The 25577-nt window shown below is 45.8% G+C and carries 26 protein-coding genes; 5 read left to right on the top strand and 21 right to left on the bottom strand.

Annotated elements, in window-relative coordinates; translation table 11 throughout:
- Positions 1-15: 15 nt before the first annotated feature.
- A complete protein-coding gene (locus LSG37_RS19095; RefSeq protein ID WP_233081508.1) occupies positions 16-885 on the bottom strand; it encodes a TolB family protein in 870 nt (289 codons plus the stop codon).
- A 108-nt stretch (positions 886-993) separates the two neighbouring features.
- Here LSG37_RS19095 and LSG37_RS19090 point away from each other — a divergent pair, with 108 nt between their 5' ends.
- Positions 994-1887, top strand: a complete 894-nt coding sequence (locus tag LSG37_RS19090; RefSeq protein ID WP_127684794.1) for a phosphoribulokinase — start codon at positions 994-996, stop codon at positions 1885-1887.
- Positions 1888-1934: 47 nt separating this feature from the next.
- Here LSG37_RS19090 and speD read toward each other — a convergent pair whose 3' ends face one another.
- From speD to rpe, 11 genes are all read right to left on the bottom strand, one after another.
- Entirely contained in the window at positions 1935-2741 is an 807-nt protein-coding gene (gene speD, locus LSG37_RS19085) for an adenosylmethionine decarboxylase (RefSeq protein ID WP_233008336.1), read from the bottom strand.
- Between the two features lie 63 nt (positions 2742-2804).
- Entirely contained in the window at positions 2805-3239 is a 435-nt protein-coding gene (locus LSG37_RS19080) for an OsmC family protein (RefSeq protein WP_233081506.1), read from the bottom strand.
- A 70-nt stretch (positions 3240-3309) separates the two neighbouring features.
- The gene (locus LSG37_RS19075; protein WP_233008334.1) at positions 3310-3660 is read right to left on the bottom strand and encodes a DUF3802 family protein; all 351 of its coding nucleotides are present in this window, start codon (positions 3658-3660) and stop codon (positions 3310-3312) included.
- A gap of 175 nt (positions 3661-3835) precedes the next feature.
- Complete coding sequence (gene astD, locus LSG37_RS19070; protein WP_233081505.1) at positions 3836-5308, bottom strand: succinylglutamate-semialdehyde dehydrogenase; 1473 nt, start codon at positions 5306-5308, stop codon at positions 3836-3838.
- A 19-nt stretch (positions 5309-5327) separates the two neighbouring features.
- On the bottom strand, positions 5328-6344 hold the full coding sequence (gene astA / locus LSG37_RS19065) for an arginine N-succinyltransferase (protein WP_233081503.1): 1017 nt from the start codon (positions 6342-6344) through the stop codon (positions 5328-5330).
- A gap of 99 nt (positions 6345-6443) precedes the next feature.
- On the bottom strand, positions 6444-7661 hold the full coding sequence (locus LSG37_RS19060) for an aspartate aminotransferase family protein (protein WP_233081501.1): 1218 nt from the start codon (positions 7659-7661) through the stop codon (positions 6444-6446).
- A gap of 322 nt (positions 7662-7983) precedes the next feature.
- The gene (locus LSG37_RS19055; protein WP_233081499.1) at positions 7984-9105 is read right to left on the bottom strand and encodes an HDOD domain-containing protein; all 1122 of its coding nucleotides are present in this window, start codon (positions 9103-9105) and stop codon (positions 7984-7986) included.
- Between the two features lie 31 nt (positions 9106-9136).
- Positions 9137-9733 carry an anthranilate synthase component II gene (locus LSG37_RS19050; protein WP_233081497.1) on the bottom strand — a complete coding sequence of 199 codons (597 nt, stop codon included), beginning with the start codon at positions 9731-9733 and terminating at the stop codon, positions 9137-9139.
- Between the two features lie 48 nt (positions 9734-9781).
- Positions 9782-10813, bottom strand: a complete 1032-nt coding sequence (trpS, locus tag LSG37_RS19045) for a tryptophan--tRNA ligase (protein WP_233081496.1) — start codon at positions 10811-10813, stop codon at positions 9782-9784.
- The gene (locus LSG37_RS19040) at positions 10814-11497 is read right to left on the bottom strand and encodes a phosphoglycolate phosphatase (protein WP_233081495.1); all 684 of its coding nucleotides are present in this window, start codon (positions 11495-11497) and stop codon (positions 10814-10816) included.
- Entirely contained in the window at positions 11497-12171 is a 675-nt protein-coding gene (gene rpe, locus LSG37_RS19035) for a ribulose-phosphate 3-epimerase (RefSeq protein ID WP_233081494.1), read from the bottom strand. Before rpe ends, LSG37_RS19040 begins: the two co-directional genes overlap by 1 nt.
- Before the next feature lie 333 nt (positions 12172-12504).
- Here rpe and LSG37_RS19030 point away from each other — a divergent pair, with 333 nt between their 5' ends.
- The 3 genes from LSG37_RS19030 (at position 12505) to LSG37_RS21465 (ending at position 13794) form a co-directional block, all read left to right on the top strand.
- Complete coding sequence (locus LSG37_RS19030) at positions 12505-13164, top strand: TorF family putative porin (protein WP_233081492.1); 660 nt, start codon at positions 12505-12507, stop codon at positions 13162-13164.
- A gap of 167 nt (positions 13165-13331) precedes the next feature.
- Complete coding sequence (locus LSG37_RS19025) at positions 13332-13598, top strand: hypothetical protein (protein WP_233081490.1); 267 nt, start codon at positions 13332-13334, stop codon at positions 13596-13598.
- A 1-nt stretch (position 13599) separates the two neighbouring features.
- The gene (locus LSG37_RS21465) at positions 13600-13794 is read left to right on the top strand and encodes a DUF2970 domain-containing protein (RefSeq protein WP_366515576.1); all 195 of its coding nucleotides are present in this window, start codon (positions 13600-13602) and stop codon (positions 13792-13794) included.
- Here LSG37_RS21465 and LSG37_RS19020 read toward each other — a convergent pair.
- From LSG37_RS19020 to LSG37_RS18980, 9 genes are all read right to left on the bottom strand, one after another.
- Positions 13713-14612, bottom strand: coding sequence for a Dam family site-specific DNA-(adenine-N6)-methyltransferase (locus LSG37_RS19020; RefSeq protein WP_233081488.1), 900 nt, complete (start codon positions 14610-14612; stop codon positions 13713-13715). The two genes, LSG37_RS21465 and LSG37_RS19020, sit on opposite strands and share 82 nt — an antisense overlap.
- Before the next feature lie 36 nt (positions 14613-14648).
- Positions 14649-16424, bottom strand: coding sequence for an SPOR domain-containing protein (locus LSG37_RS19015; protein WP_233081486.1), 1776 nt, complete (start codon positions 16422-16424; stop codon positions 14649-14651).
- Positions 16421-17488, bottom strand: a complete 1068-nt coding sequence (gene aroB / locus LSG37_RS19010) for a 3-dehydroquinate synthase (protein WP_233081484.1) — start codon at positions 17486-17488, stop codon at positions 16421-16423. The genes LSG37_RS19015 and aroB overlap by 4 nt, the downstream gene beginning before the upstream one ends.
- Before the next feature lie 39 nt (positions 17489-17527).
- The gene (gene aroK / locus LSG37_RS19005; RefSeq protein ID WP_008900467.1) at positions 17528-18046 is read right to left on the bottom strand and encodes a shikimate kinase AroK; all 519 of its coding nucleotides are present in this window, start codon (positions 18044-18046) and stop codon (positions 17528-17530) included.
- Between the two features lie 158 nt (positions 18047-18204).
- Entirely contained in the window at positions 18205-19860 is a 1656-nt protein-coding gene (locus LSG37_RS19000) for a type IV pilus secretin PilQ (RefSeq protein WP_233081482.1), read from the bottom strand.
- A 63-nt stretch (positions 19861-19923) separates the two neighbouring features.
- On the bottom strand, positions 19924-20469 hold the full coding sequence (locus LSG37_RS18995) for a pilus assembly protein PilP (RefSeq protein WP_233081481.1): 546 nt from the start codon (positions 20467-20469) through the stop codon (positions 19924-19926).
- Positions 20466-21065 (bottom strand): type IV pilus inner membrane component PilO, encoded by a 600-nt coding sequence (locus LSG37_RS18990; protein WP_233081479.1) that lies wholly within the window; start codon positions 21063-21065, stop codon positions 20466-20468. The genes LSG37_RS18995 and LSG37_RS18990 overlap by 4 nt, the downstream gene beginning before the upstream one ends.
- Positions 21062-21670: a PilN domain-containing protein gene (locus tag LSG37_RS18985; protein WP_233081477.1), complete on the bottom strand. Its 609-nt coding sequence runs from the start codon at positions 21668-21670 to the stop codon at positions 21062-21064. The genes LSG37_RS18990 and LSG37_RS18985 overlap by 4 nt, the downstream gene beginning before the upstream one ends.
- Complete coding sequence (locus LSG37_RS18980) at positions 21658-22782, bottom strand: pilus assembly protein PilM (protein WP_233081475.1); 1125 nt, start codon at positions 22780-22782, stop codon at positions 21658-21660. The genes LSG37_RS18985 and LSG37_RS18980 overlap by 13 nt, the downstream gene beginning before the upstream one ends.
- 106 nt (positions 22783-22888) lie before the next feature.
- Here LSG37_RS18980 and LSG37_RS18975 point away from each other — a divergent pair, with 106 nt between their 5' ends.
- On the top strand, positions 22889-25510 hold the full coding sequence (locus tag LSG37_RS18975; protein ID WP_233081473.1) for a penicillin-binding protein 1A: 2622 nt from the start codon (positions 22889-22891) through the stop codon (positions 25508-25510).
- Positions 25511-25577: the final 67 nt, after the last annotated feature.

Raw genomic sequence — 25577 nt, 5'->3', positions numbered from 1 at the left:
CCTCTGACCCTTCTTTTACGCCTTACAAACAAAAGCCAATCGGTTGCGCTCCTTGTTGAGTGCAAAACGGCTGACTTCAGTGCCACATTCTTTGGATAAATCCAGCCACAAGTTCCATTCTTGTTTGCCCTGAACCTGCCACTGATAAATTTTTGTACCAGCTGACACCAGCAACTTATCTTCAGACCACCAGACTAAATCCTGTCCACCCTTTGGCAGAGCTAGTTCAGTTTGAATCTTCGCATTGGTTTTTACATCGTAAGAACTTAAATACAACTGATCGTGTTTAGCCTGAGTGTAAAACCCTTTCTGAGTACCAGGCTGCCAGCTTAAAGCCCTACCAACTCCAGTAGCCAAGGTCGTCAGCTTTCCGTCTTTATCCAGATAACGCACTGTGTGGTTATCTTCTTTATCACCCAAAATAAACAACAATAAATCCTGGTGTGGCCCCCAGGCATGATAGCCGACACCTTTGGGCTCTGTTTTCAGCAAACTGCTGTTACCTTGCCAGTCCACTTTCCATAATCGTTGCGTTTGATCCGCTTCTACCACGACAATAGAAACACCTGAACCATCAGGCAATAAAGTCGGTGAATATTCACTTAACGCTGTTTTAGTCAGCACATCTTGTTTTTTATCCGCGATAACATACACGCCAATATCGGTTTGCACCGCTGCATCTTTGCCCTGCTCCAGCGTAAAAAATAAGCTTTTCCCATCACTACTAAAAGCTGGCTGGTTGATATAAGTTGGAGCTTTGTTAATTTTTATTGTGTTAGAAACAGATAAATCTTTCGATAAATCAGTTAGATATAAATTATATCGTGGCAAGGCTGCAGCCACTGGCAACGCCATCACAGCCAAAGCAAGAGAAAATGATCGCACTTGATGGTCCTTCTTTGTTCATCAGCAGCAGCTTCATTACTGTGCTTGCAGTAACCTTACTTTATCCTTTATGGTAGTCGGCTGACAATCAACACAACCTGGCTTTTTATGTCTCACAAAAACCCTATTATTGCGGTCACAGGCTCCTCAGGTGCTGGCACCACCACCACGATGAGCGCCTTTTCCCATATATTCCGCAGCCTTGGTATTGATGCCGGTTTTGTTGCAGGGGATTGTTTTCACAAATACAGCAGACCAGAAATGGATCTGGAAATACGTAAAGCCAAAGAGCAAGGTAAACACATCAGCTATTTTGGTGCTGAAGCCAACGACTTTGCCGCTTTAGAATCGCTGTTCTCCAGCTATGCCGAAACGGGCACAGGTAAAGTACGACAGTATTTGCATACCTTTGATGAAGCTGTGCCTTACAACCAACTGCCTGGTACTTTTACGCCCTGGCAGGATCTAAGACCCAACACCGACTTGTTGTTTTATGAAGGCTTACACGGTGGTGTGGTGACTGAACAAAACAATGTGGCCCAACATGTGGATTTGCTGATTGGCATGGTGCCTATAGTCAACTTAGAGTGGATCCAAAAAATCATCCGCGACACTTCAGAACGGGGCCATAGCCGTGAAGCTGTGATGTCGAGCATAGTGCGCAGCATGGATGACTATGTGAATCAGATCACTCCGCAGTTTTCCCGCACTCATATCAACTTTCAGCGTGTGCCAACAGTAGATACCTCGAACCCCTTCAGCGCCAAAGATATTCCGTCTTTAGATGAGAGTTTTGTGGTGATCCGTTTTCGCGGTATTAAACATGTCGACTTCCCCTACTACCTGCAAATGATCAACGGCGCTTTTATGTCGCGGGTCAATACATTGGTGGTGCCGGGAGGAAAAATGAATTTAGCCATGGAGCTGATATTAACGCCCCTGGTAGAACAGCTGATTATTAAGCGCCGTCAGGCCAGAGGGCAGATTAACTGGTTGGAGTAGAAGTTCAGAGTCTAAAACTCTGAGCTTCTACTCTTGAGTGGGGAGACTTATTCCATTTCCGGCAAATTGCGGCCGTAAAAGATTTCCCGCATTTCGCGTTTCACTTTTTTATTGATGGCTTTACGCTCAACATCGTCCAGCTCGCCGACACCGGTACCAAACAGATAGTTGTTCAAATCATACTCTTTCAGCATCATTTTGGTGTGGAACAGGTTTTCCTGATAGACATTCACATCCACCATCTGGAAGGCATTTTTGGTCTGCTCGTCCATAAAATTCTGAATCGAATGAATAGGATGGTCTATGTAGTGTTTGACACCTTTCACATCTCGGGTAAAACCACGCACCCGGTAATCTATGGTCACTATGTCCGATTCAAAACTGTGGATCAGGAAGTTTAGCGCTTTTAGTGGCGAAATTAAGCCACAAGTCGAGACTTCAATATCAGCACGGAAAGTACAGATGCCATCCTGTGGATGCACTTCAGGGTAGGTATGTACACAAATATGGCTTTTATCTAAGTGCGCCACCACAGAATCCGGCAATGGGCCCGGGTTTTCTGAATTGTCAGGTGAACCTTCTATAGGCTCTTCACAGACCAGAATAGTCACGCTGGCACCTTGTGGGTCATAATCCTGCCGGGCAATATTTAAAATGTTTGCGCCTATGATATCCACCACTTCACTCAGAATATCAGTCAGGCGGTCAGCATTGTATTGCTCGTCAATATAGGAGATATACTCCTGACGATGCTGCTCGGTTTGGGCATAACAAATATCGTAAATGCTGAAACTCAGGCTTTTGGTTAGGTTGTTAAAACCATGCAGTCTTAGTTTTTCAAAAGGTTTAACCACGTCTTCTTTACCTCAATAGTCAGAGCTGCAATTCAGTATAGAACAACAGCTCTGATGCAATCCTTATTCAGATTCAGCCGCAGGCTGCACTTCGGATTGTTTCACACTAAAAGAATGAGTCACTTCAACACTTTGTGACAACATAATAGACACTGAACAGTATTTCTCAGCCGACAGATTTACCGCCTTTTCCACATGTTTCTCGCTGACATTAAAACCTGTCACGACAAAATGCAGATGAATTTTACTGAATACACGAGGAATAGTATCTACACGTTCGCCAGTCAAAATCACTTCACAATCCGTGACTTGCTGGCGGGCTTTTTGCAAAATGCTGACGACGTCCACCGAAGAACAGGCGCCAGCTGCCATCAACACCATTTCCATAGGGCTTGGTGCAGCACTGCCCTCTTTGTGGGCATCAAACACCACATTGTGACCACTGTCAGAGCGGCCAATAAAGGTTTGGTCACCGGCCCATTTTACGCTGGCTTGCATAGGAGATCCTGTTGTCCGTAGTCAAAGAACGACTATTTTACGGAAAACAGTCAAATGAGGCTAGTTAAGATTAATCCATCAAAGCCGCAATAGCAGTATCAAACAGATTTTTGATCAGCAAAGAAATCTCCTGAATGAGCTCAGTTTGCTGTGCAGTGGCAGGTTCCTCCAGTACCGAAGCCAGAACCTCCTGAAAGTCATACAAGATGCCGTCCACTTCCCGCACTATCATGCTGCGATGATTCATCTCCAATTCGGTATGCTGAGTACAGAGCTGGATAATTTGTTCAGCAATGGATTCTTCCAACACTTCACCCAGAGTTTTAGCTCCGGCGACGACTGGACCTCGTTGTTCAAACAAAGACAAATGTTCAGTCAAAAACTGGATCAGATGCTCGTAGCCGGGTTTATCAGTTACCATACAAAAGGGACACCTATAGTGCACAACACTGGATACTGGACTTTATCTGTGCTTGACACAAAAGCCCAGATAATTTGCCGATAAGTGAATGTCATTTAAGCAAATTTTGTTTGATAAAACAAATCGGGGCATAGCCCCGATTAAAATAAAACTTAAAAAACGAACTTTGTCAGGATCAGAAGCTTAAACCCGGTGACAGCTGTTCTGGTAACTGCAACTGTTCAAGCTCCACTGAAGCGACCGGATAAGCACAATAATCTGCTGCATAATAAGCACTGGCCCTGTGATTACCGCTGCCGCCTATTCCACCAAAAGGTGCGGCAGAGCTGGCTCCGGTAATAGGCCGGTTCCAGTTCACTATGCCTGCGCGAATTTTGCGGAAAAACAACTGATACAAATCTTCATCATCCGACAATAAACCTGCGGACAAACCAAAGCTGGTGTTATTGGCCGCTTTAATCGCATCGCTGAAATCAGCAAAACGGAACACTTTTAACAAGGGGCCAAAATGCTCTTCATCCGGCATACCGCTTATAGTGCTGCAGTCCAGAAGACCAGGGCTTAACATGGCCGGGCTTTGTGGTTGCTGCTGCATAGCCAACAACACCTTTGCGCCTCGCTCTATTAAATCCTGCTGCGCTTTAAGCATACCTAAAGCCGCTTTTTCAGAAATTAATGTGCCCATAAATGGCTGATCTGCATCATCATACAGACCCACTTTCAAAGCTTTAGTCACTTCAAGTAAACGGGTCAGTATCGCATCGCCTTCTGCGCCCACAGGCAAATACAAACGACGGGCGCATGTGCAGCGCTGACCGGCAGAGATAAAAGCCGACTGGATAATGTCATGCACTGCCGCATCTATGTCTTTCACCTTCTGGACGATCAGAGGGTTATTGCCGCCCATTTCCAGCGCCAGAATTTTGTGCGGCTGACCTGCAAACTGCTGATGCAAATAATGACCTGTGCCAGAGCTGCCGGTAAAAAATAAACCATCAATGCCTGGATGACTGGCAATAGCTTTACCAGTGTCAATTTCACCTTGCAGCAAATTCAGCACACCAGCAGGCAAACCGGCTTTTTGCCACAACTGCACTGTCAGTTCGGCCACTTTTGGTGTCAGCTCACTGGGTTTAAATACCACTGTATTACCGGCCAATAAAGCCGGCACTATATGGCCATTGGGTAAATGTCCTGGAAAGTTATAAGGACCAAACACAGCCACCACGCCATGAGGTTTGTGGCGGATCCAGGCTTTGCCTTGTGGCATAGGGTTTTCTTTTACCCCTGTTCTTTCCTGGTAAGCACGGGCAGAGATGTCGATTTTGCCAATCATGGCTGCCACTTCAGTGCGGGTTTCCCACAGCGGCTTACCGGTTTCTTCAGCAATACATAAAGCGAACTGTTCTTTGTAGTCTGCCAATAGTGCGGCAAAAGCTCGGGCTATCTGTAAACGAGCGTCAAAACTTAACTCGCTCCATGCTTCAAAAGCAGTTCTGGCTGCTTCGATGGCACTATTGACCTGAGTGGCGTCTGCACTCTGACCTTGCCAGATCACCTGCTGTTTGGCAGGGTTTAACGAAGAAAATAAACTGCCAGCGCCTTGTTGCCACTGACCATTAATAAATTGCACTGCTAATTCTGTCATGATATCCGTCCGTCCAAGATTAAATCCGGGCTATTCGCACCCAGTCGCCACTGCTCACTTGTAATAAATCTGCACACTGCACAGGTAAAATAACCTGGGTGCTGTCTTCTTCCAGTTGCAGGTGAAGCCAGGTCGCTCTGAAGTCTTCCAGTTTAGTGTTAGACACCATATAGGGCTGACCACCAGTGACAGTACCAATCTGCACTTGCAACCTACGGCTACCCCGCACAGTGCGGATATGCTCAACTTTGGCTTCGACCGTAGGGCCAGCGTCAAAAATATCGACATAACCTGTATTGGAAAAGCCTTCGGATTGCAGCAAAGCTAAAGCAGGACGGGTTTTTTCATGCACTTTGCCAATCACGGCCTGAGCTTCTTTACTCAATAAGCTGACGTAAATCGGGTATTTGGGCATTAGCTCAGCAATAAACACCTTCTGGCCTATGCCGGTCAGGTAGTCTGCTGTCGGAAAATCTACAGAAAAGAAGCTGTCCTGCAACCATTTCCAGAAGGGGGAATGACCATCTTCATCCGACACACCACGCATTTCTGCAATCACTCTGTCGGCAAAACGTGAGCGGAATTCAGCAATAAATAAAAAACGGAACTTGGATAACAAGCGACCATTGTTTTGTTTGCGACAAGATTCACGTAAAAACAGCGTACAAAGCTCGGAGACCCCAGTGTAATCGTTACACAAGGTCAGAATATCCACTGGGTTGTAAACCCCTAAAGCGCGGGAGGTATGCACGACTTTACCTAAATGGTAATGATAAAACGCATCTTCCAGCCCTACTGCAGCTTCAATGGCACTGGTACCAACCACTGCTCCTGTTTGTGGGTCTTCCAATACAAACAGATAACCTTCATCACCTGGCTTAACGACCTTTTTGGCAAAAGAGGCTTCTGATCGGCTAATTTTACGTTGTAACAACTCATCATTGACGGGCAACGAAGTAAAGCCATGACCTGATTCGACAGCAATGTCGTACAGTTCAGGATAATCTTCGGCTCGGATTGGGCGAATGACCATCATAGTCGCTTACTCCAGTTATTTTGCTTCAGAGCGCCTTTGAAAAGGCGCTTCATTTTTTGCTTTATTAGTATGTAGTCGGACAATGAATAGAGGCTAAATTCAGCCTTGTTTCACTTGGGCTACTGCTTTTTCAAAACGTTTCATGCCTTCGATAATGTCTGCTTCAGGGATCACTAACGAAGGGGCAAAACGAATAACATCCGGACCTGCAACCAAAGCGAATAAGCCCTGATCAGCAGAGGCAAGGAAAAAGTCACGTGAACGGCCTTTAAACTCATCGTTTAATACAGCGCCCAACAACATGCCCTGACCACGTACTGTGCTGAACACATTGTGTTTTTCATTGATAGCCGCCAATTCGCGACGGAAGATCTGTTCACGATCCAGCACACCTTGAAGTACTTCAGGCTGATTGATGGTATCTAAAGCGGCTTCTGCTACAGCACAAGCCAATGGGTTGCCGCCATAGGTACTGCCATGAGTACCGACTTTTAAATGACTGGCAATAGCTGTAGTGGTTAACATAGCGCCAATAGGGAAACCACCGCCTAAAGATTTCGCCGTGGTCAGAATGTCAGGCACTACTGTGCTGTGCATGTAAGCATACAATTTACCGGTACGACCGACACCAGATTGCACTTCATCGTAAATCATCAGCGCATTGAATTGGTTGCACAGGTCACGTACGCCCTGAAGGAATTCCAGCTCGCCAGGAATAATGCCACCCTCTCCTTGCAAAGGCTCCAGAATGACGGCACAGGTATTGTCTGACATCAAGGCTTTTAAGCTTTCCAGGTTGTTGTATTCAGCGTGGTCAATAGCGCCTGGCTTTGGACCAAAACCATCAGAATAAGCAGCCTGACCACCCACTGTTACGGTAAAAAAGGTGCGGCCGTGGAAGCTTTTACCAAAAGAGATAATTTGCTGTTTTTGCGCACCAAAGTTATCCAAAGCCCAACGACGTGCCAGCTTTAAAGCGGCTTCGTTGGCTTCAGCACCAGAGTTAGCAAAGTAGACTTTTTCAGCAAAAGTGCTGTCGACTAGTTTTTTTGCCAGACGAATAGCAGGCTCGTTGGTCATCACATTACTTAAGTGCCATAACTTATCGGCTTGCTCTTTTAACGCAGACACCAAAGCCGGATGGCTGTGACCTAAGGCATTCACTGCAATGCCACCTGCGAAATCGACGTATTCACGACCCGCCTGATCCCAAACCCGGGAGCCCTGACCACGGACCGGAATAATAGGTGCCGGTGCATAGTTTGGAACCATCACTTCATCAAACAAAGCACGGGTGACCTGAATATGTTCTGTCATTTTCTACCTCTGCTGCAATAAAAGCCTGCTGTTTACTCTGGTCAAATTTTCAGTAAAAAAACAGCAAACGGAAAAAGATGCTTCACCGCATTATTACAGATAAAAAATGAAAAGTCTTGTTGTCAGAATCAGCAAAAGCCTTGTAAAACAAGGCTTCCAGATAGTTTTGCATAGGATGTGAATAACTAGCTATTTGCTTTCTTCAGGAAACAGAGCAGAAAAACATCAAGCAACGAATGGCCCTGTTGATCTGCTCAGCTTTTTGACACTACAGAAGTGCTGTTGAAAAAAACTGCATGTTTATTGACTAATTTTTTTACAATTATTCAAATGACAGCTTTTTCAGGTCCAGTTGAGACAACATTTTACGCATTTCGTTATGAACACCTGCGTCGTTTAGCGCTTTGTTGGCTTCTTCCACATCCAGTCGCTGCTCTTGAACCAGAAACTTCACCTGCACATAAGTATTGGCTTGTTTGACAACACGGGTTAAATCAGTACAGCTGCTTAATGGCGTTTCATCTGCGATTTGATCCAGAATAGCAGCCAACGGCATACGTTTTAATTGCCAGCGAGCAATTAAATCAGCACTGATAATACCGGCAAATTCTTCTATGCTGCTGGATAAAAAGCCAGCGTCGGCATCTAAAGCTTCTAAAGCATCGGTTAGTTCATTATCGCGGGCATCACGGGCTCGTAATAACTCAGTGCGTTTCACTTGTGCGTAACTACGTAAATAGTTGCGGATCACCACCATATGGCCCATTGTCTGGAACATAGCAGCAGAAAAAGCGACAAAGCCGTTTAATCCCTGGGAATTTGCTATTTCACGGGCAGCTAAAGCTGTGGCTAAAGAATATTCCCAGATTTTGACCTTAAACTGAGCAAAAGGATCAGTGGAGTGCGGAATACAGTGGCGAAACGCATAGACAGGCACCAAAGACTGCAGTGCTTCCACACCTAAAAAACGCAATGCGGTTTTAATGTCTTTGACCATATTGCCCGAGCTGGTCTTATTGCGATACCGTGGCTGGTTCACCAAACGCAGTACATCTTCTTTCAGCCATTGCACATTGCTTATCAATGGATCCAACTGGTTTAACGTCACAGCTTTGGCACTTAAAGCATCAATTAAAGCCGGGAAATTCGGCCCTAAATCAAACAATGAACTGCTGATCACTTCAATGCTGCTCAGGCGTTGCATCAGTTCCTGAGCGACCTCGTCATGCAAATGGGCCTGCGTAAAGTCGAGGAAGATTTTTTTAGCGTTTTCACCTGACTGACGGGCTGCCAGTGCTTTACGTTCAACTTCCAGCATCTGGCGACCATCAGTTTCTTGCTGCTGGTTTTTCAAATAACGTAAACGCTTCTGATTCGGGTCGACACCAATCAGATTATCAATAAACAGCTGCTCCAAAGAGGAGGAAGACAAAGACAAAGACATAACTACCCTTTACGTTGTGTGTTGACACACCTTATTTATCATTATTGTTCAGGCCTTTGCACAATGTCAGAAAATTCTGTAATAACTGATGTCCCTGCTCAGTTAAGATCGCCTCAGGATGAAATTGCACCCCGTGCACAGGCAATTTTTTATGCGACAGCGCCATAATTTCCGGTTCATCAGCTTCAGTCCAGGCCTCGATACTAAAGTCATCCGGCACCGACTCTTGATCCACGACCAGTGAGTGATAGCGTGTCACGTTCAATGGATTATTTAAGCCTTTAAACAAACCTTGATCCCGGTGTTTAATCAGCGAATTTTTACCATGCATCACGGTTTTAGCCCGCACCACTTTAGCACCAAAAGCCTGAGCTATCGCTTGATGGCCTAAACAAACCCCCAATATAGGAAGTTGTCCGGCAAAATGCTGAATGGCGGCCAGAGAAATACCAGCCTGGTCCGGACTGCAGGGGCCTGGAGAAATCACCAGACTGGAAGGCCGGATCGCTGCAATTTGAGTCAGGCTGATTTCATCGTTACGCCGTACCAGTACCTGCTCTCCTAATTCAGCAAAATACTGAACTAAATTGTAGGTAAAAGAATCGTAATTATCTATCAATAAAATCATAACAATCCGGCTTTTACAGTACTATTTCGCAACTTAACCCGACGTAATTCAGGTAGGTAAAACAAAACCAACAGCCTCATACACTTTTTCAAGTGTCACAGCAGCACGAGCTCTGGCTTCTGCAGCACCCTGTTTTAATACCTGATTCATCAAGGTCTGATCCTGACGAATTTCATGGAATTTGGCCTGCACAGGTTCTAATAGCGCAATCACAGCATCAGCTACATCGCCTTTTAAGTGACCGTACATCTTGCCTTCGTATTCAGCCACCAGACTGTCAATCGGCTTGCCCGTCACACCACTTAAAATACTCAGCAAGTTAGCCACACCGGCTTTGTTTTCCAGATCGTAAGTCACTCGAGGTGGATCTTCTGAATCTGTCATGGCCTTTTTGAATTTTTTGCTGATCATCTTTGGATCTTCCAGCAAACCGACAAAGTTCCATGGATTTTCATCCGACTTGGACATCTTTTTCGTCGGCTCCTGCAAACTCATCACACGAGCAGCTACACCAGGAATATAAGGTTCTGGCACAGTAAAAACATCACCATGCAAAGCGTTAAAACGAGTGGCTATATCACGAGCCAGTTCAAGGTGTTGTTTCTGATCATGACCAACCGGAACTTGGTGCGCGTTATACACCAGAATATCGGCCGCCATCAGCACAGGGTAAGTAAACAAACCTGCATTGACGTTGTTGCTGTGACGCTCAGATTTATCTTTAAACTGTGTCATACGGCTTAATTCACCAAACTGGGTGTAGCAATTTAAAATCCAGTTCAATTGGCTGTGCTCCGGCACATGAGACTGCATAAAGACGCTGGAGCGGTTTGGATCTATGCCACAAGCCAGATATAAGGCCAGACTATCGAGCGACGCATTACGCAGCGCCACAGGGTCCTGACGCACAGTGATGGCGTGCAAATCAACGATACAGTACAAACAATCGTAGTCGTCCTGCATCCTGTCCCACTGGCGCAAAGCTCCCAGATAATTGCCTATGGTGAGCTGACCTGAAGGCTGAGCACCACTTAAGACTATAGGTTTTGCTTTTGGCGTAATGGATTTTGACTCTGACATCTATCTTTCCTGTTCTAAACTATAAATGGCATCTGGCAGCAGAGAAAAACATTCCAACACCAGATCCGGCTGACTATGCGCAATGGATTGGCCGTGATTATACCCGTAGCTCAGCGCAATAACAGGCATACCAGCGGCACGGGCAGCAAATATATCGTTTTCGGAATCCCCTACCAGTAAAATATCCGCAGGTAGAAGCTGTTGCTGCTTTGCCAGCGCCAGCAGCATATCGGGTTCAGGTTTGGCTTTAGCCACATCATCAGCACACCAGACGGCTGTAAAAAAATGCCGGATCCCCAAATGCTTTATCAAGGGTTCAGTAAATTGCCGGGGTTTGTTGGTCACCAGAGCTAGCGGATAAAGACGGCTTAACTGGGCTAACACTTCAGGCACCTGATCAAACAGGCGTGTCGCTGAACCATTACTTTGTTGGTAAAAACCAATAAATAATTGCTGAGCCTGTTCAAATTGGGCTTGATCCCATTGCACAGGGTGAAGCAGCCCAGTTAATGCTCTTTTGATCAGCATGGCCATGCCATTGCCGAGCCAATGCTGAACCTGTGTCAGACTGACTTGTTCTTTACCGAGGTCTGCCAGCATCTGATTTAAGGCGGGTAAAATATCTGGGGCGCTGTCGACTAAAGTGCCATCTAAATCAAAAGCTAATAAGTGAAAAGACCGCACTAATTCACTCCGGCCAGTTCAGCACGCATCTGATCGATCACCTTCTGGTAATCCTTCTGACTAAAAATGGCAGAGCCAGCGACAAAGGTATCAGCACCTGCTTCAGCAATTTCGCGGATATTTTCAACTTTCACGCCACCATCAATCTCTAGCCGGATCGGCAAACCACTCTGGTCAATGATCTGGCGGGCTTGTTGCAGTTTCTTTAAAGTTGCAGGAATAAAAGACTGACCACCAAAACCCGGGTTGACCGACATCAGCAGCACCAAATCCACTTTATCCAGGACATAATCCAGATAACTTAATGGAGTCGCCGGATTAAACACCAGGCCAGCTTTACACCCTTGCTGACGGATCAATTGCAAAGTGCGATCCACGTGCTTGGATGCTTCAGGATGAAAACTGATAATGGAGGCTCCGGCCTCTGCAAAAGCAGGCACCAGGCTGTCGACATGTTCAACCATCAGATGCACATCGACAGGAGCTGTGATGCCATAGTTGCGCAAAGCACTGCAAATCATAGGGCCAAAAGTTAAATTCGGCACATAATGATTGTCCATCACATCAAAATGCACAACATCAGCTCCGGCTTTTAAAACCCGCGCGACATCTTCGCCCAAACGGGCAAAATCTGCCGATAGAATTGACGGAGCAATCCAGTTAGGTTGGCGCATCTTCTCTCCAAAAAGCTGTTGTAATAAAACAAAGCCCAGACTTTACTGAATCGCTTAGAAAAAATCATCTTGGTTGGCAAGGTGCACTGCACAAAAATCAGGCAACAACGCACCACTTTTGCACATAAATGATAATTTCCTGCAATACTAATTCAGTATCCAATTGATTTAATTGAAAATAAAGCAATGACACAAAAAATGGACTGTATTCACGGGAACTAATAGATAAGGGCAAATAAAATGACAAAAAAAGTAACACTGGGATCAAAAGCAACAAGTAAAACAATTCGCCGTAGCCTCGTAGCATTGCTGATCGCGGGCAGCAGTTTCGGTGTGAGTGCCACCAGCCTTTCAGGTAATGTGGCCTTTACCTCAGATTATTTATTCCGTGGTATTTCTCAAACGGACGAAGGCCCGGCAGTTCAGGGCGGTTTTACCTTAAGCGGAGACTCTGGCTTTTATTTGTCTGCCTGGGGTTCAAACATTAAGTTCGGTGAAGGCAGCATGGAGTTGGACATTTTAGCTGGCTGGACCGGTGCATTAAACGACAGCTGGAATGTAGACGTTGGTGTGATGCAATACCGTTATCCAAAAGGCGATAACGATGTCGATGAATTTAACTTTTACGAAGGTTACGCCAAGTTTTTTTATGACAGCTGGACTTTAGGTTTCGCTTATTCACCAGACTACTTCGGTACTGGTGTCGACGATTACTATTATTTGTCTGCTGACTATAAATACAGCCTGATAGAAAACATTGCGTTAGATTTACACTTTGGCTATAACGCCTTTGAAGATGAAGGCGAGTTTGAAACCTTTTTAGCAGCAGGTCCTGTTGATACTGATACTTACATTGACTGGAGCATCGGCTTCAGCACAGAAGTCTTAGGTGCGGGTGTGTCTCTGAAATATGCAGACACCGATATCGACGATTCGGCAGAATGCGATTTATGTGATGGTCGTGTTGTCTTAACTTTAAGTAAAACCTTTTAATCAGTACTGGTGGGGCAAAACAACTGTTTTGCCCCTGTAGTTTTGTTCGCTTCATTAAAAAAATCTTATTTAAGTGACTTTTGTCACTGGCTGACTAAGTTATAAACTTGTAACTTGTCCTCAACTTGAGTATCATCCAGCACATAATTCAACCAGTTGAGGTTCGTATGAAACAACAAGCAAACCGCAAAGTAGTGTCCGCGTTGGCCATTAGCTTGTGTCTTGGTGTTGTTGTTTATCAACAGAAAGGCTCACCCACTGAATTATGCCAGGCGCAGGCGAAAGCCGACCCTTCTAAGCCTCTGGCGATTACTGCATTATGTCAGCCTTCTCAACAAAGCTGGTTCAGCTGGTTGCAGGGCAACAGCCGCTCTACCCAATTTCATTTTGTTGACTTACTTGAGTTACTGAACCGTTTTAACCACAGAGGTTAAAATGGCAAAAGCTCCAGGCTTTAAGCAGGTACTCAAAGCCGTATTCGGTGCTGTTGTTGGAGTTCAATCTGAGCAACAACGTCAACAAGACTTTCAGACCACAACCATCTGGCCTTATTTAGTCGCAGGAATTTTTGCTGTGATGATTTTTGTTGGGTTATTGCTGTTGTTGGTCAGTTGGGTAGTCGAAGGCTGAGCACTGGTTGCATATAACGCAAAAAGTTCTGCAACTTTGCCTCGTGTTGCGCCTTTCTGGCTGATAGAACGCCCTACCTGAATAGAGGTCAACTCTGCTTTCTCATATAACTTACGGGTTAAAATAGTGTCGTGATTACTGATCACTACGCTAATGCCACGGCTCTGACAATTTTCGGCCAGGTTTGCCAGTTCTGCCTGATCATCCAAATCAAAACTGTTTTTAGCATAAGACGTAAAGCTGGCCGTGCGGCTCAATGGCACATAAGGTGGATCACAGTACACCACTGCCGGTGCTTTAATCTGTTGCATCAGCTTGTTGTAATCCATACAAACAAACTTAGCTTTTTGCGCTTTTTCAGCAAAAAACCATAATTCAGCTTCGGGGAAATATGGCTTTTTATAGCTGCCAAAAGGCACGTTAAATTTACCACTGCTGTTATAGCGGCATAAACCATTGTAGCCATGGCGATTTAAATACAAAAACAATAACGAACGCTGATAGCTGTCGGTACTTTGATTAAACTCTTCCCGAAAAGACAGATAACTGCTTTTTTCATTGCTGCTTTGGACAAATAATCCTCTGGCATCTGCAACAAATTTCTCAGGCTGAGTTTGCAACAGCTGGTACAGATGGATCAGGTCAGCATTGATATCATTCAACAGATAGTCCGGATAATCCGTGTTTAAAAACACTGATCCAGCTCCGACAAAAGGCTCAACCAATAAAGGCGCCTTTGGCAGTTGCAAAGAAATGGCATCAACTAAATTGTATTTTCCGCCAGCCCATTTCAGAAAAGCTCTGGACTTCTTCAGCATAAGCAAATCACCTGTCTACTCTGCCGCTTTATCAGGTTAGTTTGCATTGGCTGAGCGGATCTCACGCTGAATATCACTTAAAGGTTTCACAAATGGAGTTTGCTGCCGCAACTCTTCAGGCATAGATTTCACTTGCTGGCGTGCAGCTGCGCCATTGACATAAGAGGCGGACACCACAACAAACTGAGTTTTACCTTGCTGTTGACGCTTATACAGCTGCAGATTTAATGTTGAATACTGCTGTAAAAATTTCTTCGCAGCAGCTTCCTGAGAAAACACGCCCAGTTGAATAGCCACTGTGTCTGGCAGCATACCTAACAGCACCGCGGCATCGCCTTGAGTTGATGCAGTCGCTGTCGGGGTTGTTTGTTGAACCGATTGTTCGGCGTCAGCAGCCATCTCTGCAAGTAGGTCATTTTGCTCCAGTGCAGCTTCAGCAGGTGCCTGTTGTACAGGAGCCTCCGTTGCAGGTTCTGGCTCAGCAACGACAACAGCTTCCTCACCTGGCGCCGGTAACGCAGGGATCACAGGTTGTTCGCGCATAGGCTCTGACTCAATAGTCATAGAAACTATTTGCTGTTGAGGCAAACCATTGTCATCTTTAGCCACTTCCTTGCGCACTGTCATACTGGCGGTATCAGTGGTTTTTTCCATCGCCATTTGTGGCAAGCCCTGATCAGCAACAGCAGTTTGCGCGCTGTTTGTTGCCGCAGCATTATTTAGGGTAGCAGCAGATTGCGCCGGTATTTCCGCTTTGATTTCTACTGTAGGTTCAAAATGACGATCTGCTTGCAAGCGTGCTGCTGCACTGGTGTCAGCTGCCGGATAATAAGGCACCATATCATTAGCTATAGGTTCCCTAAACTGCTGTTCAGTCCACAACCAGAACATCACTACGGCGGCAATCAAACCAAAACCCAGGCTCATCACTAAAAAAGGCGAAAAAAACTGGCCTGAGGCCTGCTTTGCCGGTTTTGTATCTTCTACTGTGCGGTGGCGATAGTCGCTGCGTTGTTCTGTTTCTATTGAAAATGAGGGGTGTTCATCTGCTGTATCTATGGCACGAAATCCCAGCGGATCGCCCCTGTCATTTAAATCAAAGCTGCTGTCCCTTGCATTGGCCACAAAAGCTGGAGCAGTGATCTCTTCCTTGGCCGAAAATTTCAGCGGTGAAGAAGCAGCTTCTGCTTTGGGTTTAGAAAACACCGCCGCCTTGCGGGCAGGACTGGCATTCAGCCCATGTAACAATAAATGCAAGTCGCCGGCACAATCTTCAATACGTTCGCGTTGTTCACGGCCCTGCAAATTATAAGGCGCTAATAATTCAGCGGCTTCTGCTTCACTGAATGCAGGAATATTCATTGCCAGACGAATATCATTTTTTGCTTTCAGGCAACTGACAAAAACGCTGACAGGCAGTTGCTGAACTAGCTGCCAACTGGCCTCGTTTAATAGATCGGCATCGTCTACCAGCAACAGGTACTGTTGTGTTTTATCCAACTGAGCCACAAAATCTGTCAAAGTGCGTGGCATAGCAGCAGAGCCAAGCCATTGTTGCTGAAGTACTTTCAGCACATCAACAGGATTCAGACCAGCATCAGCCTGTAACAAAGCCACATTAAACTGCTCTGAGCAAATTTCAGCCAGCGTCAGGATCAAAGTTGATTTTCCGCTACCGCTTGATCCCACCAGTTGTAAACGGTCAGGCTGATTAAATTCAAGCTGCAACAGCAAACGTTGCAGTAACTGACGTTGGGTGCCTAAAAGGCCTGATTGTTGCGTTAAACGCTGTTGCAGAGCTTGTTTACTCATATGCTAAAGAGAGCCATTAGTTCTTGTTCGGTCACATCATCGACTATTACGCTTTGCCCTAATGCGATGGGCACGATAAAGCGCATTTTGCCTGCCTGTACTTTTTTATCGGTTTTCATATAAGGCATAAAATCTGCAATTTTCATCTGCTCTGGTGGCGCCACAGGCAAATCAAAAGCAGATAACAACTGAATTATACGTTGTAACTCTTCGGAGCTGACATCACCACGACTGACGGCCAGCTGAGTTGCCATCACCATACCTACAGCCACAGCTTCGCCATGTAACCACTGACCATAACCTAAAAAGGCCTCAATGGCATGACCAAAAGTATGGCCCAAATTCAATAAAGCCCGCTCACCTTGCTCTGTTTCATCGCGGCTGACAATATCCGCTTTCATCTGACAACAATGGCGGATCATTTCGCCTATAACAGCAGGTTGCAGTTCACGAATAGCCTGTTGATTTTGCTCCAGCCAGTTAAAAAAAGCCAGGTCGCTGATCAGCGCATACTTAATCACTTCCGCCATGCCTGCAGCAAATTCGATCTTAGGTAATGAGCTTAAAACAGAGGTGTTAATCAACACCAGATCAGGTTGCTTAAACGCACCTATCATATTTTTCCCCAGCGGGTGGTTAACCGCCGTTTTACCACCGACTGAAGAATCTACCTGAGACAATAAAGTGGTAGGGACTTGAATAAAACGTACACCGCGCTGGTAGCAAGCTGCAACAAAACCTGTCAGATCGCCAATCACGCCACCGCCTAAAGCCACCAGTAACACATCACGGTTGATTTTGTGTTCAAGCAAAAAGGACATCACCTGTTCAAAAGAACTCAGGGTTTTGTATGCTTCGCCGTCAGGTAAAATAAAGGAATGAACTACAGAGTCGGGAAATAACGCAGTGACAGCAGGCAAATAAAGCCCTGCAACCACTGGATTAGAAACAATCACCACCTGACGGGCTTTAGGTAAAAACTCCGTCAGAGGTTGACTAAATAACTGGGGGCTGATCAGGATAGGGTAGCTGCGCTCTCCAAGTTGTACTGCAACTTTTTGCATACACAGCTCTCCTTAATATCCCTGAAAAGTTATCTCAAACTAGAAACCAAGTTGTTCAACGATTTGATTCGCCACTGAACGGGCACTTTGTTCGTCTGTGCGTACGGTAAAGTCAGCGATCTCTTCATACAGAGGATTACGCTCAGCCGCCAGACGTTCCAGCACCTCTTTTGGTGCCTCTTCGGTTTGTAACAACGGACGTCTTTTGTCACGTTGAGTACGGGCCACTTGTTTCTCTATAGGGGTTTCTAAATAAACCACTATGCCACGCGCGGATAAACGGTTGCGGGTTTCTTTGCTCAGCACTGAGCCACCGCCAGTCGCCAGTACTATGCCTTGTAATTCTGTTAAGTCCGAGATCACGTTTTCTTCGCGAACACGGAATCCCTCTTCGCCTTCCAGATCAAATACCCAGGCTATATCTGCACCAGTGCGGCGTTCAATTTCCTGATCTGAGTCGTAGAATTCGAGATGAAGCATGTCTGCTAAATGACGGCCAATTGTACTTTTGCCTGCACCCATTGGGCCTACCAGGAAGATATTGCGTTTTTCTGCCATAGTTCGTAATGCTGCTGCGCTAACTTAGAAGGTTAATTTCAGGACCCGAAAGCTCCCACGAAAATTTGAAGCGGTGAATTATGTCAGCAATCAGCTTGGCTTGGCAAGCGAATTTTCTGTCGGAGCCAGCGTCAGCTCCGGCCTTGCTTTACATAGTGCTACAGGCTCTCAGTCAGTATTTTTGGTGTAACGAAAATCAGTAATTCAGTTTTTTCATTAAAGTCATTACGGCGTTTAAATAAATTACCTAAATAGGGAATGTCACCAAATACTGGTACTTTAGAGGTGGTATTGGTCATCTGCTGCTGGTAAATGCCACCCAGAACTACTGTAGCGCCATTATCGACCAGCACCTGGGTCTGGATGCGCTGCGTATCTATCGCCTGCGCAGGGCCATTGCCCGTCGATACAGTTTCACCCCGGGTATCCTGAGTGATCTCTAAATCCAGAATAATTTTATTGTCTGGCGTAATTTGCGGGGTGACTTCAAGGCTCAATACTGCTTTTTTAAAGGTGACAGTAGTAGCGCCACTGCTGGAGGCTTCCAGATAAGGAATTTCAGTACCCTGCTCTATCCGGGCTTTTTTCTGGTTGGCCGTAGTAATACGGGGGCTGGCAATAATTTCGCCTTTGTTTTCCTGCTCCAGCGCTGACAACTCCAAATCTAGTAAAGTACCATCAGCAAATTTAGTCACATGAAAAGCTATACTGCCAGCCGGATTCGCCACAGGTAAATTCACATTCCATCTATCATTGAGTGCAGGCACTGTGCCACCAGCCAGATTATTTGCACCTAGTGCATTGCCAGACCAGGCTCTGTCATTTTGCTGGTCGCTAAAACCCCAGCGTAAGCCTATTTCGTCCCGCACGTTGTCTTTAACTGTCACCATACGGGATTCAATCAGCACTTGCTTCACCGGCACATCCAGCCGTCGCAGTAAACGCCGCACACTTTCAATGGTCATGGCGGTGTCTTTCACCAGCAAGGTATTGGTTCTATCATCCACAGCCACATTGCCGCGGGCAGATAATAAAGTGGCTTCTTTGTTGTTGAGCAAAGCGGCAATATCCGCCGCTTTGGCGTAATTAATGGGCAGGAACTCAGAAAGTAAAGGCTCCAGCTGCTCCACCTGTTGCTGAGCCTGCAGCTCTTTCGCTTCGCGTGCTGCCAGCTCGTCAGAGGGCGCTATCATCAGAATATTGCCATCCATACGTTTGTCCAAACCACGCACTTTCAGCACTATATCCAGCGCCTGATCCCAGGGCGTGCCGTCTAGCCTTAAGGTGATATTGCCTGTCACTGAGTCGCTGGTCACCAGATTAAAACCGTTGTAATCTGCAATGATCTGCAGCACTGTACGTACTGGAATATCCTGAAAATTCAAAGAAATGGCACGGCCTACATACTGAGCTGTTGTGGCTGACTGCTGCTGGTCCGCAGCGCGTTTTTGCACCACCAGATGAAATACCTGATCGACTTGCTGGTAGCTGTAGGTAAATGAATCGAGCGTTGCAATCACCAACCTTGCTTTGTCGCCTTCCCTGAATGTTTCAATACCTTTGACCACAGTAGCGAAATCCAGCACATCCAATTGATACAATAACTCGTCACTGATTTGAGTATCATGAAAGTCCAACTGGATTTGGCCATTTTGTTCAACCACATCCACAGCAGCCGAATTTTGCTGCAGGAATACCAAAACCTTTGCCTCGCCTTGTTCTCCACGACGAAAATCTATCGATTCAATCTCATTAATAAAGTCTGTACTCTGCCGTGCTGAGGTATAAAAAGCCAACACAGCACAAAACAGCATTATTACTTTACTAAGGTGCAGAAGCCTGGAGCTTGTTTTAATTTTTATCATGATTCAGGGTGCTCAGTTAGTTTCGGCTGCATCAGCGGACGCATCCAACAATTGCAATTTGCTGTTCCTCTGCACAGTGCAACCACTGCCATCAGGAATAAATTCTGTGATCTCAATATAGTCTGGCTTTACAGCGATCACCTTGCCATGAAATAAACCTAATCTGTCGTTGATACTGATCCTGTGCAAACTTTGATCTGAGGCTTCAATCAAAGCCCATAACTGATCAGCATGGCCCAGGGTGCCACGCATTTTTAAGTTATCTACCGCAAATTGTTCCAATGCTTGTTTTTCGCGCTGATTATCCAATTGAATACAACCAGGCTGATGCACAGGCAGTTGGTTGTAAGCCTCCGGTGATGGCAAACTAAAAGGACTGCGTAAGTCGGAGCTGGTGTAAGGCAAGTGTTCAAAGGCTTTGACCGGCGGTAAAGGCGGAATTTGAGCGTTGGAGTTCGCTTTCACATCCGCCATAAACTGCTCAATGTCTGCGGTATCGTCAAAACATCCTGCTAAAAACAGGGTCGTAAAAAGCAGAAGCAATGAAGTCAGTTTCATTTTTTCAGCTCCTTGTATCTGTAGGTTTTGGCGATAACACTAAAACTCTGTTTACCGTCTTCCCTGCTTTGGATCAAAAAATCATGCAGACTGACAATACGGGGTAACTTGGCAATTTCACTGACAAAATTACCAATCTGGTGATAATCCCCCACCACCTCAATCTGGATAGGCAATTCGGTATAAAACTCTTTTTCAATTTCCGGCATCCAGTTAATCCGGACAAAGGTCAGCCCCACTGAAGTACCGGCAAAAGTAATATCATCCAGCATGCCCGGAGTTTCGTGGGTTGCAGGTAGTTGTTTTAATAAGGTGGAAAAGGTTTTTTCCATTTCCAGCATTTGCTCTTGGTACAACTCAAGATTGATCGCCTTTACATATTTATTTTGGTAATCCACCCGCAGTTCCAGCTCTTTTTGTTGTGCTGCTTCGAGGTTCGTCACCTGAGCTTCAATCAGGAAAAAATAACTCAGCAACATCACGACAAAAGCCACGACCAAAGCCAGCGCAATTTTTCCAGCCTTGGGCCAGGCGCCCATGTTATTAAAATCAATCTCCGATAAATCTATGTCGGATAAGTTAATGTTCAGGCTCATTGACTTGCTCCGGCTTTAGCAACACCAGGCTTAGCAGCAGGATCTGCTGGCAGTGGTGGCGGTTCAGCCCCCACCAAACGTAAGTGCATTTTAAAATCACTGAGTAAACCACTGTCCTCTTTACTGGCCTGAATAAACTCCAGTACAGGCTGAGTCAGCAGAGGCGACTGCTCTATCACCCGCAGTAAGCTGGATAATCTGTTATTAGACTCACTTTTCCCTGTCACCAGTAACCTGTTAAACTTCTTATCTAATGACACCAGATACACCCCAGCAGGTACAGTCTTGGCCACTTCATCCATAATTTGAGTGCCCAGATTTCTGCTGCGCTGCAACTGCTCTATCAGAGACATACGTTGCTGCAAACCGGCTTTTTGTTTTTCCAGCTCACTGATTTGGGCAATACGCTGATCCAACACCTGAATCTCTGTTTCCAGTAAGGTATTGCGGCTGAGTTGCCCTTCCACGCGGGCCTGATAAAGCCAATAAACAAAAAACATCAACACAAAGGCCAATACAGCGACCTGAGCCAATACCGTCAGATAATTCAATTGTTGTTGTTTACGCGCGGCTTCACGCCATGGCAGCAGGTTTATTGATGCCATGAGTTAAAACTCCGTAGTGCTAGGCCTGTAGCAATCATCAGGCAAGGGGCTTTTTCCGTCAGCTCCTGACGATTAACAGCCGAGGCTGACTCCATATGACGAAACGGATTGGCGATCACTGCCTGAATGGCCAGTTCGTCACTGATCAGAGTGTCTATGCCTTCCAGCAAACTGGTACCGCCACTGATCAGCAAATAATCCACCTGCTCTTTACCACTGGTGGTCAGATACATCTGAATAGCTCGGCGGATTTGTTGTAATAACATGGTCTGAAAAGGGGCCAGGACTTCAAAACTGTAACTGGGAGGCAAGTCGGCCAGAATTTTCGCCTGTTCTGCTTCTTCGTAGGTTTTATTGTAGTAATTCATAATACTGCGGCTGTAATGCTCGCCACCAAAGGCAATATCTCTGGTGTAGAGGTTTTTATCGCCCTCCACTATGCTCAGCAACGTCATAGTGGCGCCTATATCCAATACAGCCACTACTTTTTCTGCCGCATCTTCGGGCAATTGATCCAGGCACAGCTCAGCGGCGCGGCTTAAGGCTGAACTTTCGACATCTATTACTTTGGCGGTAAATCCAGCCGACTCCAGCGCAGTAACACGGGCCTGAACACTTTCGGTGCGGGCGGCACTCAAAAGCACATTCACTTTGCTTGGATCGGTTTCATTGGCTTCCAGCCGTTCAAAGTCTAAACTGACTTCATTCAGCGGGTATGGAATTAAACTATCGGCTTCCAATTCAATCTGACGGGCTAATTCAGCATCTGTTAAACTGGCATCCATAAAAATTACTTTACTGATCACCAAAGAACCAGACACAGCAGCTGCTGCATACTTAATTGATTTATCTATCTTTTTTCTGATATTCAATAAAGCGTGGGCGACAGCTTCGATATCCTGAATTTCACGATCCACCATCGTGCCTTTCAGCATAGGTTCTATTGCAAAGGCTTCTACTTTATAATGCTGGTTGTGTTGGCTTAATAACACAGCTTTAACAGCATGTGAGCCAATATCGACCCCTAACATTAAGGTTTTTTTTGTTTGAAACAGCTGCTTTAGCATAGCGTCCCGTGCACAGGTCAATGATTTATATTGAACTTCTGTCATGAGCTTAGTCGTTTCATACAAGATTGCGTAGGGTCAGCAAACAGCTTTTAAAAAAAAACAGACTAGCAGTCCCGCTAGATCCAAAAATATACATTGAGGTTAATCAGTGTCGTGGTTTAAAAAACTAATCATTCTGGTGATTGCAGGTGCTTTTTCCGTTGTAGCTCTGGTTGCGGCGAGTTACTGGTATGTCAAAGATGACCTGCCAAGTGTGGCCACATTAAAAGATGTGAAGCTGCAAACGCCAATGCGTGTCTTTAGTCAGGACGGCGAACTTATTTCACAGTTCGGTGAAAAACGTCGTATTCCGTTAAAACTGGAAGAAATGCCTGATTTACTGCTCAAAGCCGTGCTTGCTACAGAAGACAACCGCTTCTATGAACACCCTGGTATTGATGTGATTGGTATGTTCCGCGCCTTTACCGTCGTTGCTATGAGTGGTGAAGCCAGGCAAGGTGCCAGTACTATTACTCAGCAATTAGCTCGTGTGTTTTTCCTGACCCGGGAGAAAAAGCTGATCCGTAAAATTAAAGAAATATTTTTAGCTTTACGTATCGAACAGGAACTCACCAAAGATGAAATTCTGGAGCTGTATTTAAACAAAATTGAATTAGGGCATCGCTCTTTTGGTGTGGGTGCTGCAGCGCAAGTGTACTTTGGCAAAAACATTCAGGATTTAACTTTATCTGAAATGGCTATTATTGCGGGTTTACCGCAAGGCCCTTCGGTATTAAACCCGGTACGTTCGCCAAGCCGTGCCCGGGCTCGTCGCAATATTGTATTGGGGCGTATGCTGAATGAAGGCTACATCACTCAGGCTCAGTATGATGAAGCACTGCAGGAACCTATTTTATCCAAACTGCACGGCGCGCAAATTACCGCTTCAGCTCCTTATATAGCCGAAATGGTGCGTCAGGAAGTGGTGGATAAATATGGCGAAGAAGAAGCCTATTCCAAAGGTTTTCAGGTGTTTACTACTGTAGATTCTAAATTACAGGGTAAAGCTGTCGCTGCGGTGCAAAAAAATGTCGTGGGCTATGATGAACGCCATGGCTACCGCGGTCCTGTCGCTACCTTGTGGCAAGCCACAGCCCAACCTCAGGAAGATGGTTCAGTTAAATTTGCTGAAACAGACCGCATGACGGATGAAGCTATTCTCTCTTATCTGGATACACAAAATGGTCTGGAAGATTTAATTCCGGCCGTTATTACTGAAGTGTCAGGCCAGCAGGCAGAAGCCATTTTATCCGGTGGCCGTAAAATCACCCTGCCATGGCAGGGGTTAAACTGGGCCAGGGCTTTTATCAGTCATGACAGACAAAGCCATCCACCTAAAGCAGCGGCCGACGTGTTAGCGCCTGGTATGCATGTATTAGTGCGCCCTGATGCCGGCGAATGGCGTTTAGGCCAAATTCCAGGTGTCAGCGGCGCTATAGTGGCCATTAATCCGAAAGATGGTGCTGTGCAGGCCTTAGTCGGCGGTTACAGTTTTGCCATGACACAGTTTAACCGCGCCACTCAGGCGAATCGCCAGGTCGGTTCTAACATCAAACCTTTTATTTATTCTGCTGCGCTGGAAGCTAATCTAACGCTGGCAACCTTAATGAACGATGCACCTATTCACCAGTGGGATGAAGGTTCAAATCAAGCATGGCGTCCGAAAAACTCACCAGAAGTGTATGACGGAGCTATCCGTATTCGTGAAGCCTTAGCCAAATCCAAGAACGTGGTGGCAGTGCGCTTATTAAGAGCTGTGGGTGTAGAAAATACCCGCCAGCATCTGACTAAATTTGGGTTCAGAGAAAAAGACCTGCCATACAGTGAAACTCTGGCCTTAGGTTCAGCTTCGTTAACTCCGCTTGAACTGGCCACAGGTTATGCGGTATTCGCCAACGGTGGGTATTTAGTGAAGCCTTATGTCATTACTAAAATTCTGGATGATCAAAATAACCTGATTTTTGAGCACATTCCCGTGCCTGTGTGTGCTGACTGTGAACAGCAAGACTTAGCAGCCAAGGCCGCTGCGGAACAAGCAGCAAAAGAAGCCGCAGCTCTGGCAGAAACAGCAGATCCTGAGGCTCAGTTGGAAGCTACTTTTGCCGAACAAACAGCGACAACAGAACCAGCGACTACAACAGCTCCGGCTTATGCACCACGGGTGTTATCAGCACAAAATGCATTTTTAATTGCTGACGCACTGAAAAGTTCGATTTGGGGTGGCGGTGACTGGAAAGCAGGCACTGGCTGGCTGGGTACAGCTCACAAGTTACGAGAGTTAAAACGTCAGGATTTAGCCGGTAAAACAGGTACGACCAATGATGTAAAAGACGCCTGGTTCTCTGGTTTTTCGCCAGAACTTGTGGTCACTTCATGGGTAGGTTTTGATGATGCTGAAAGCCGCTTAGGTAAAACAGCCTGGAATAATAACTTAGGCAAAGACCAGATAGCTGGCGGTGAGTCCGGAGCTAGAACAGCTTTACCGGCCTGGCAGGAGTTTGTTGGTTTTGCGTTAAAAGATAAACCACAAGTCTATATGCAGCCTCCTGTAGGCATCACCTCAGTGCGGATTGATCTGAAAACGGGATTATTAACTCAGGCTACAGATAACAGCAGTGGCTTCGAGTTTTTTATTCAGGGTACTGAACCCAAAACTTATGTGAACTCATCAGTGCAACAATTACCAACACAAAATAATCAGCAACAGCAGGACGAAATAGAGTTGTTCTGATCACAGTCTCTTGCATGCAGTGAAAGGTCGCTTTTAAGCGGCCTTTTTTATGTCAGCTCCGCAACTA

This window comes from Rheinheimera soli (assembly GCF_021290985.1).
Lineage (GTDB): Bacteria > Pseudomonadota > Gammaproteobacteria > Enterobacterales > Alteromonadaceae > Pararheinheimera > Pararheinheimera soli.
Note: the sequence above shows the minus strand (reverse complement) of the source record. Positions and strands in the feature narration are given on the sequence as shown.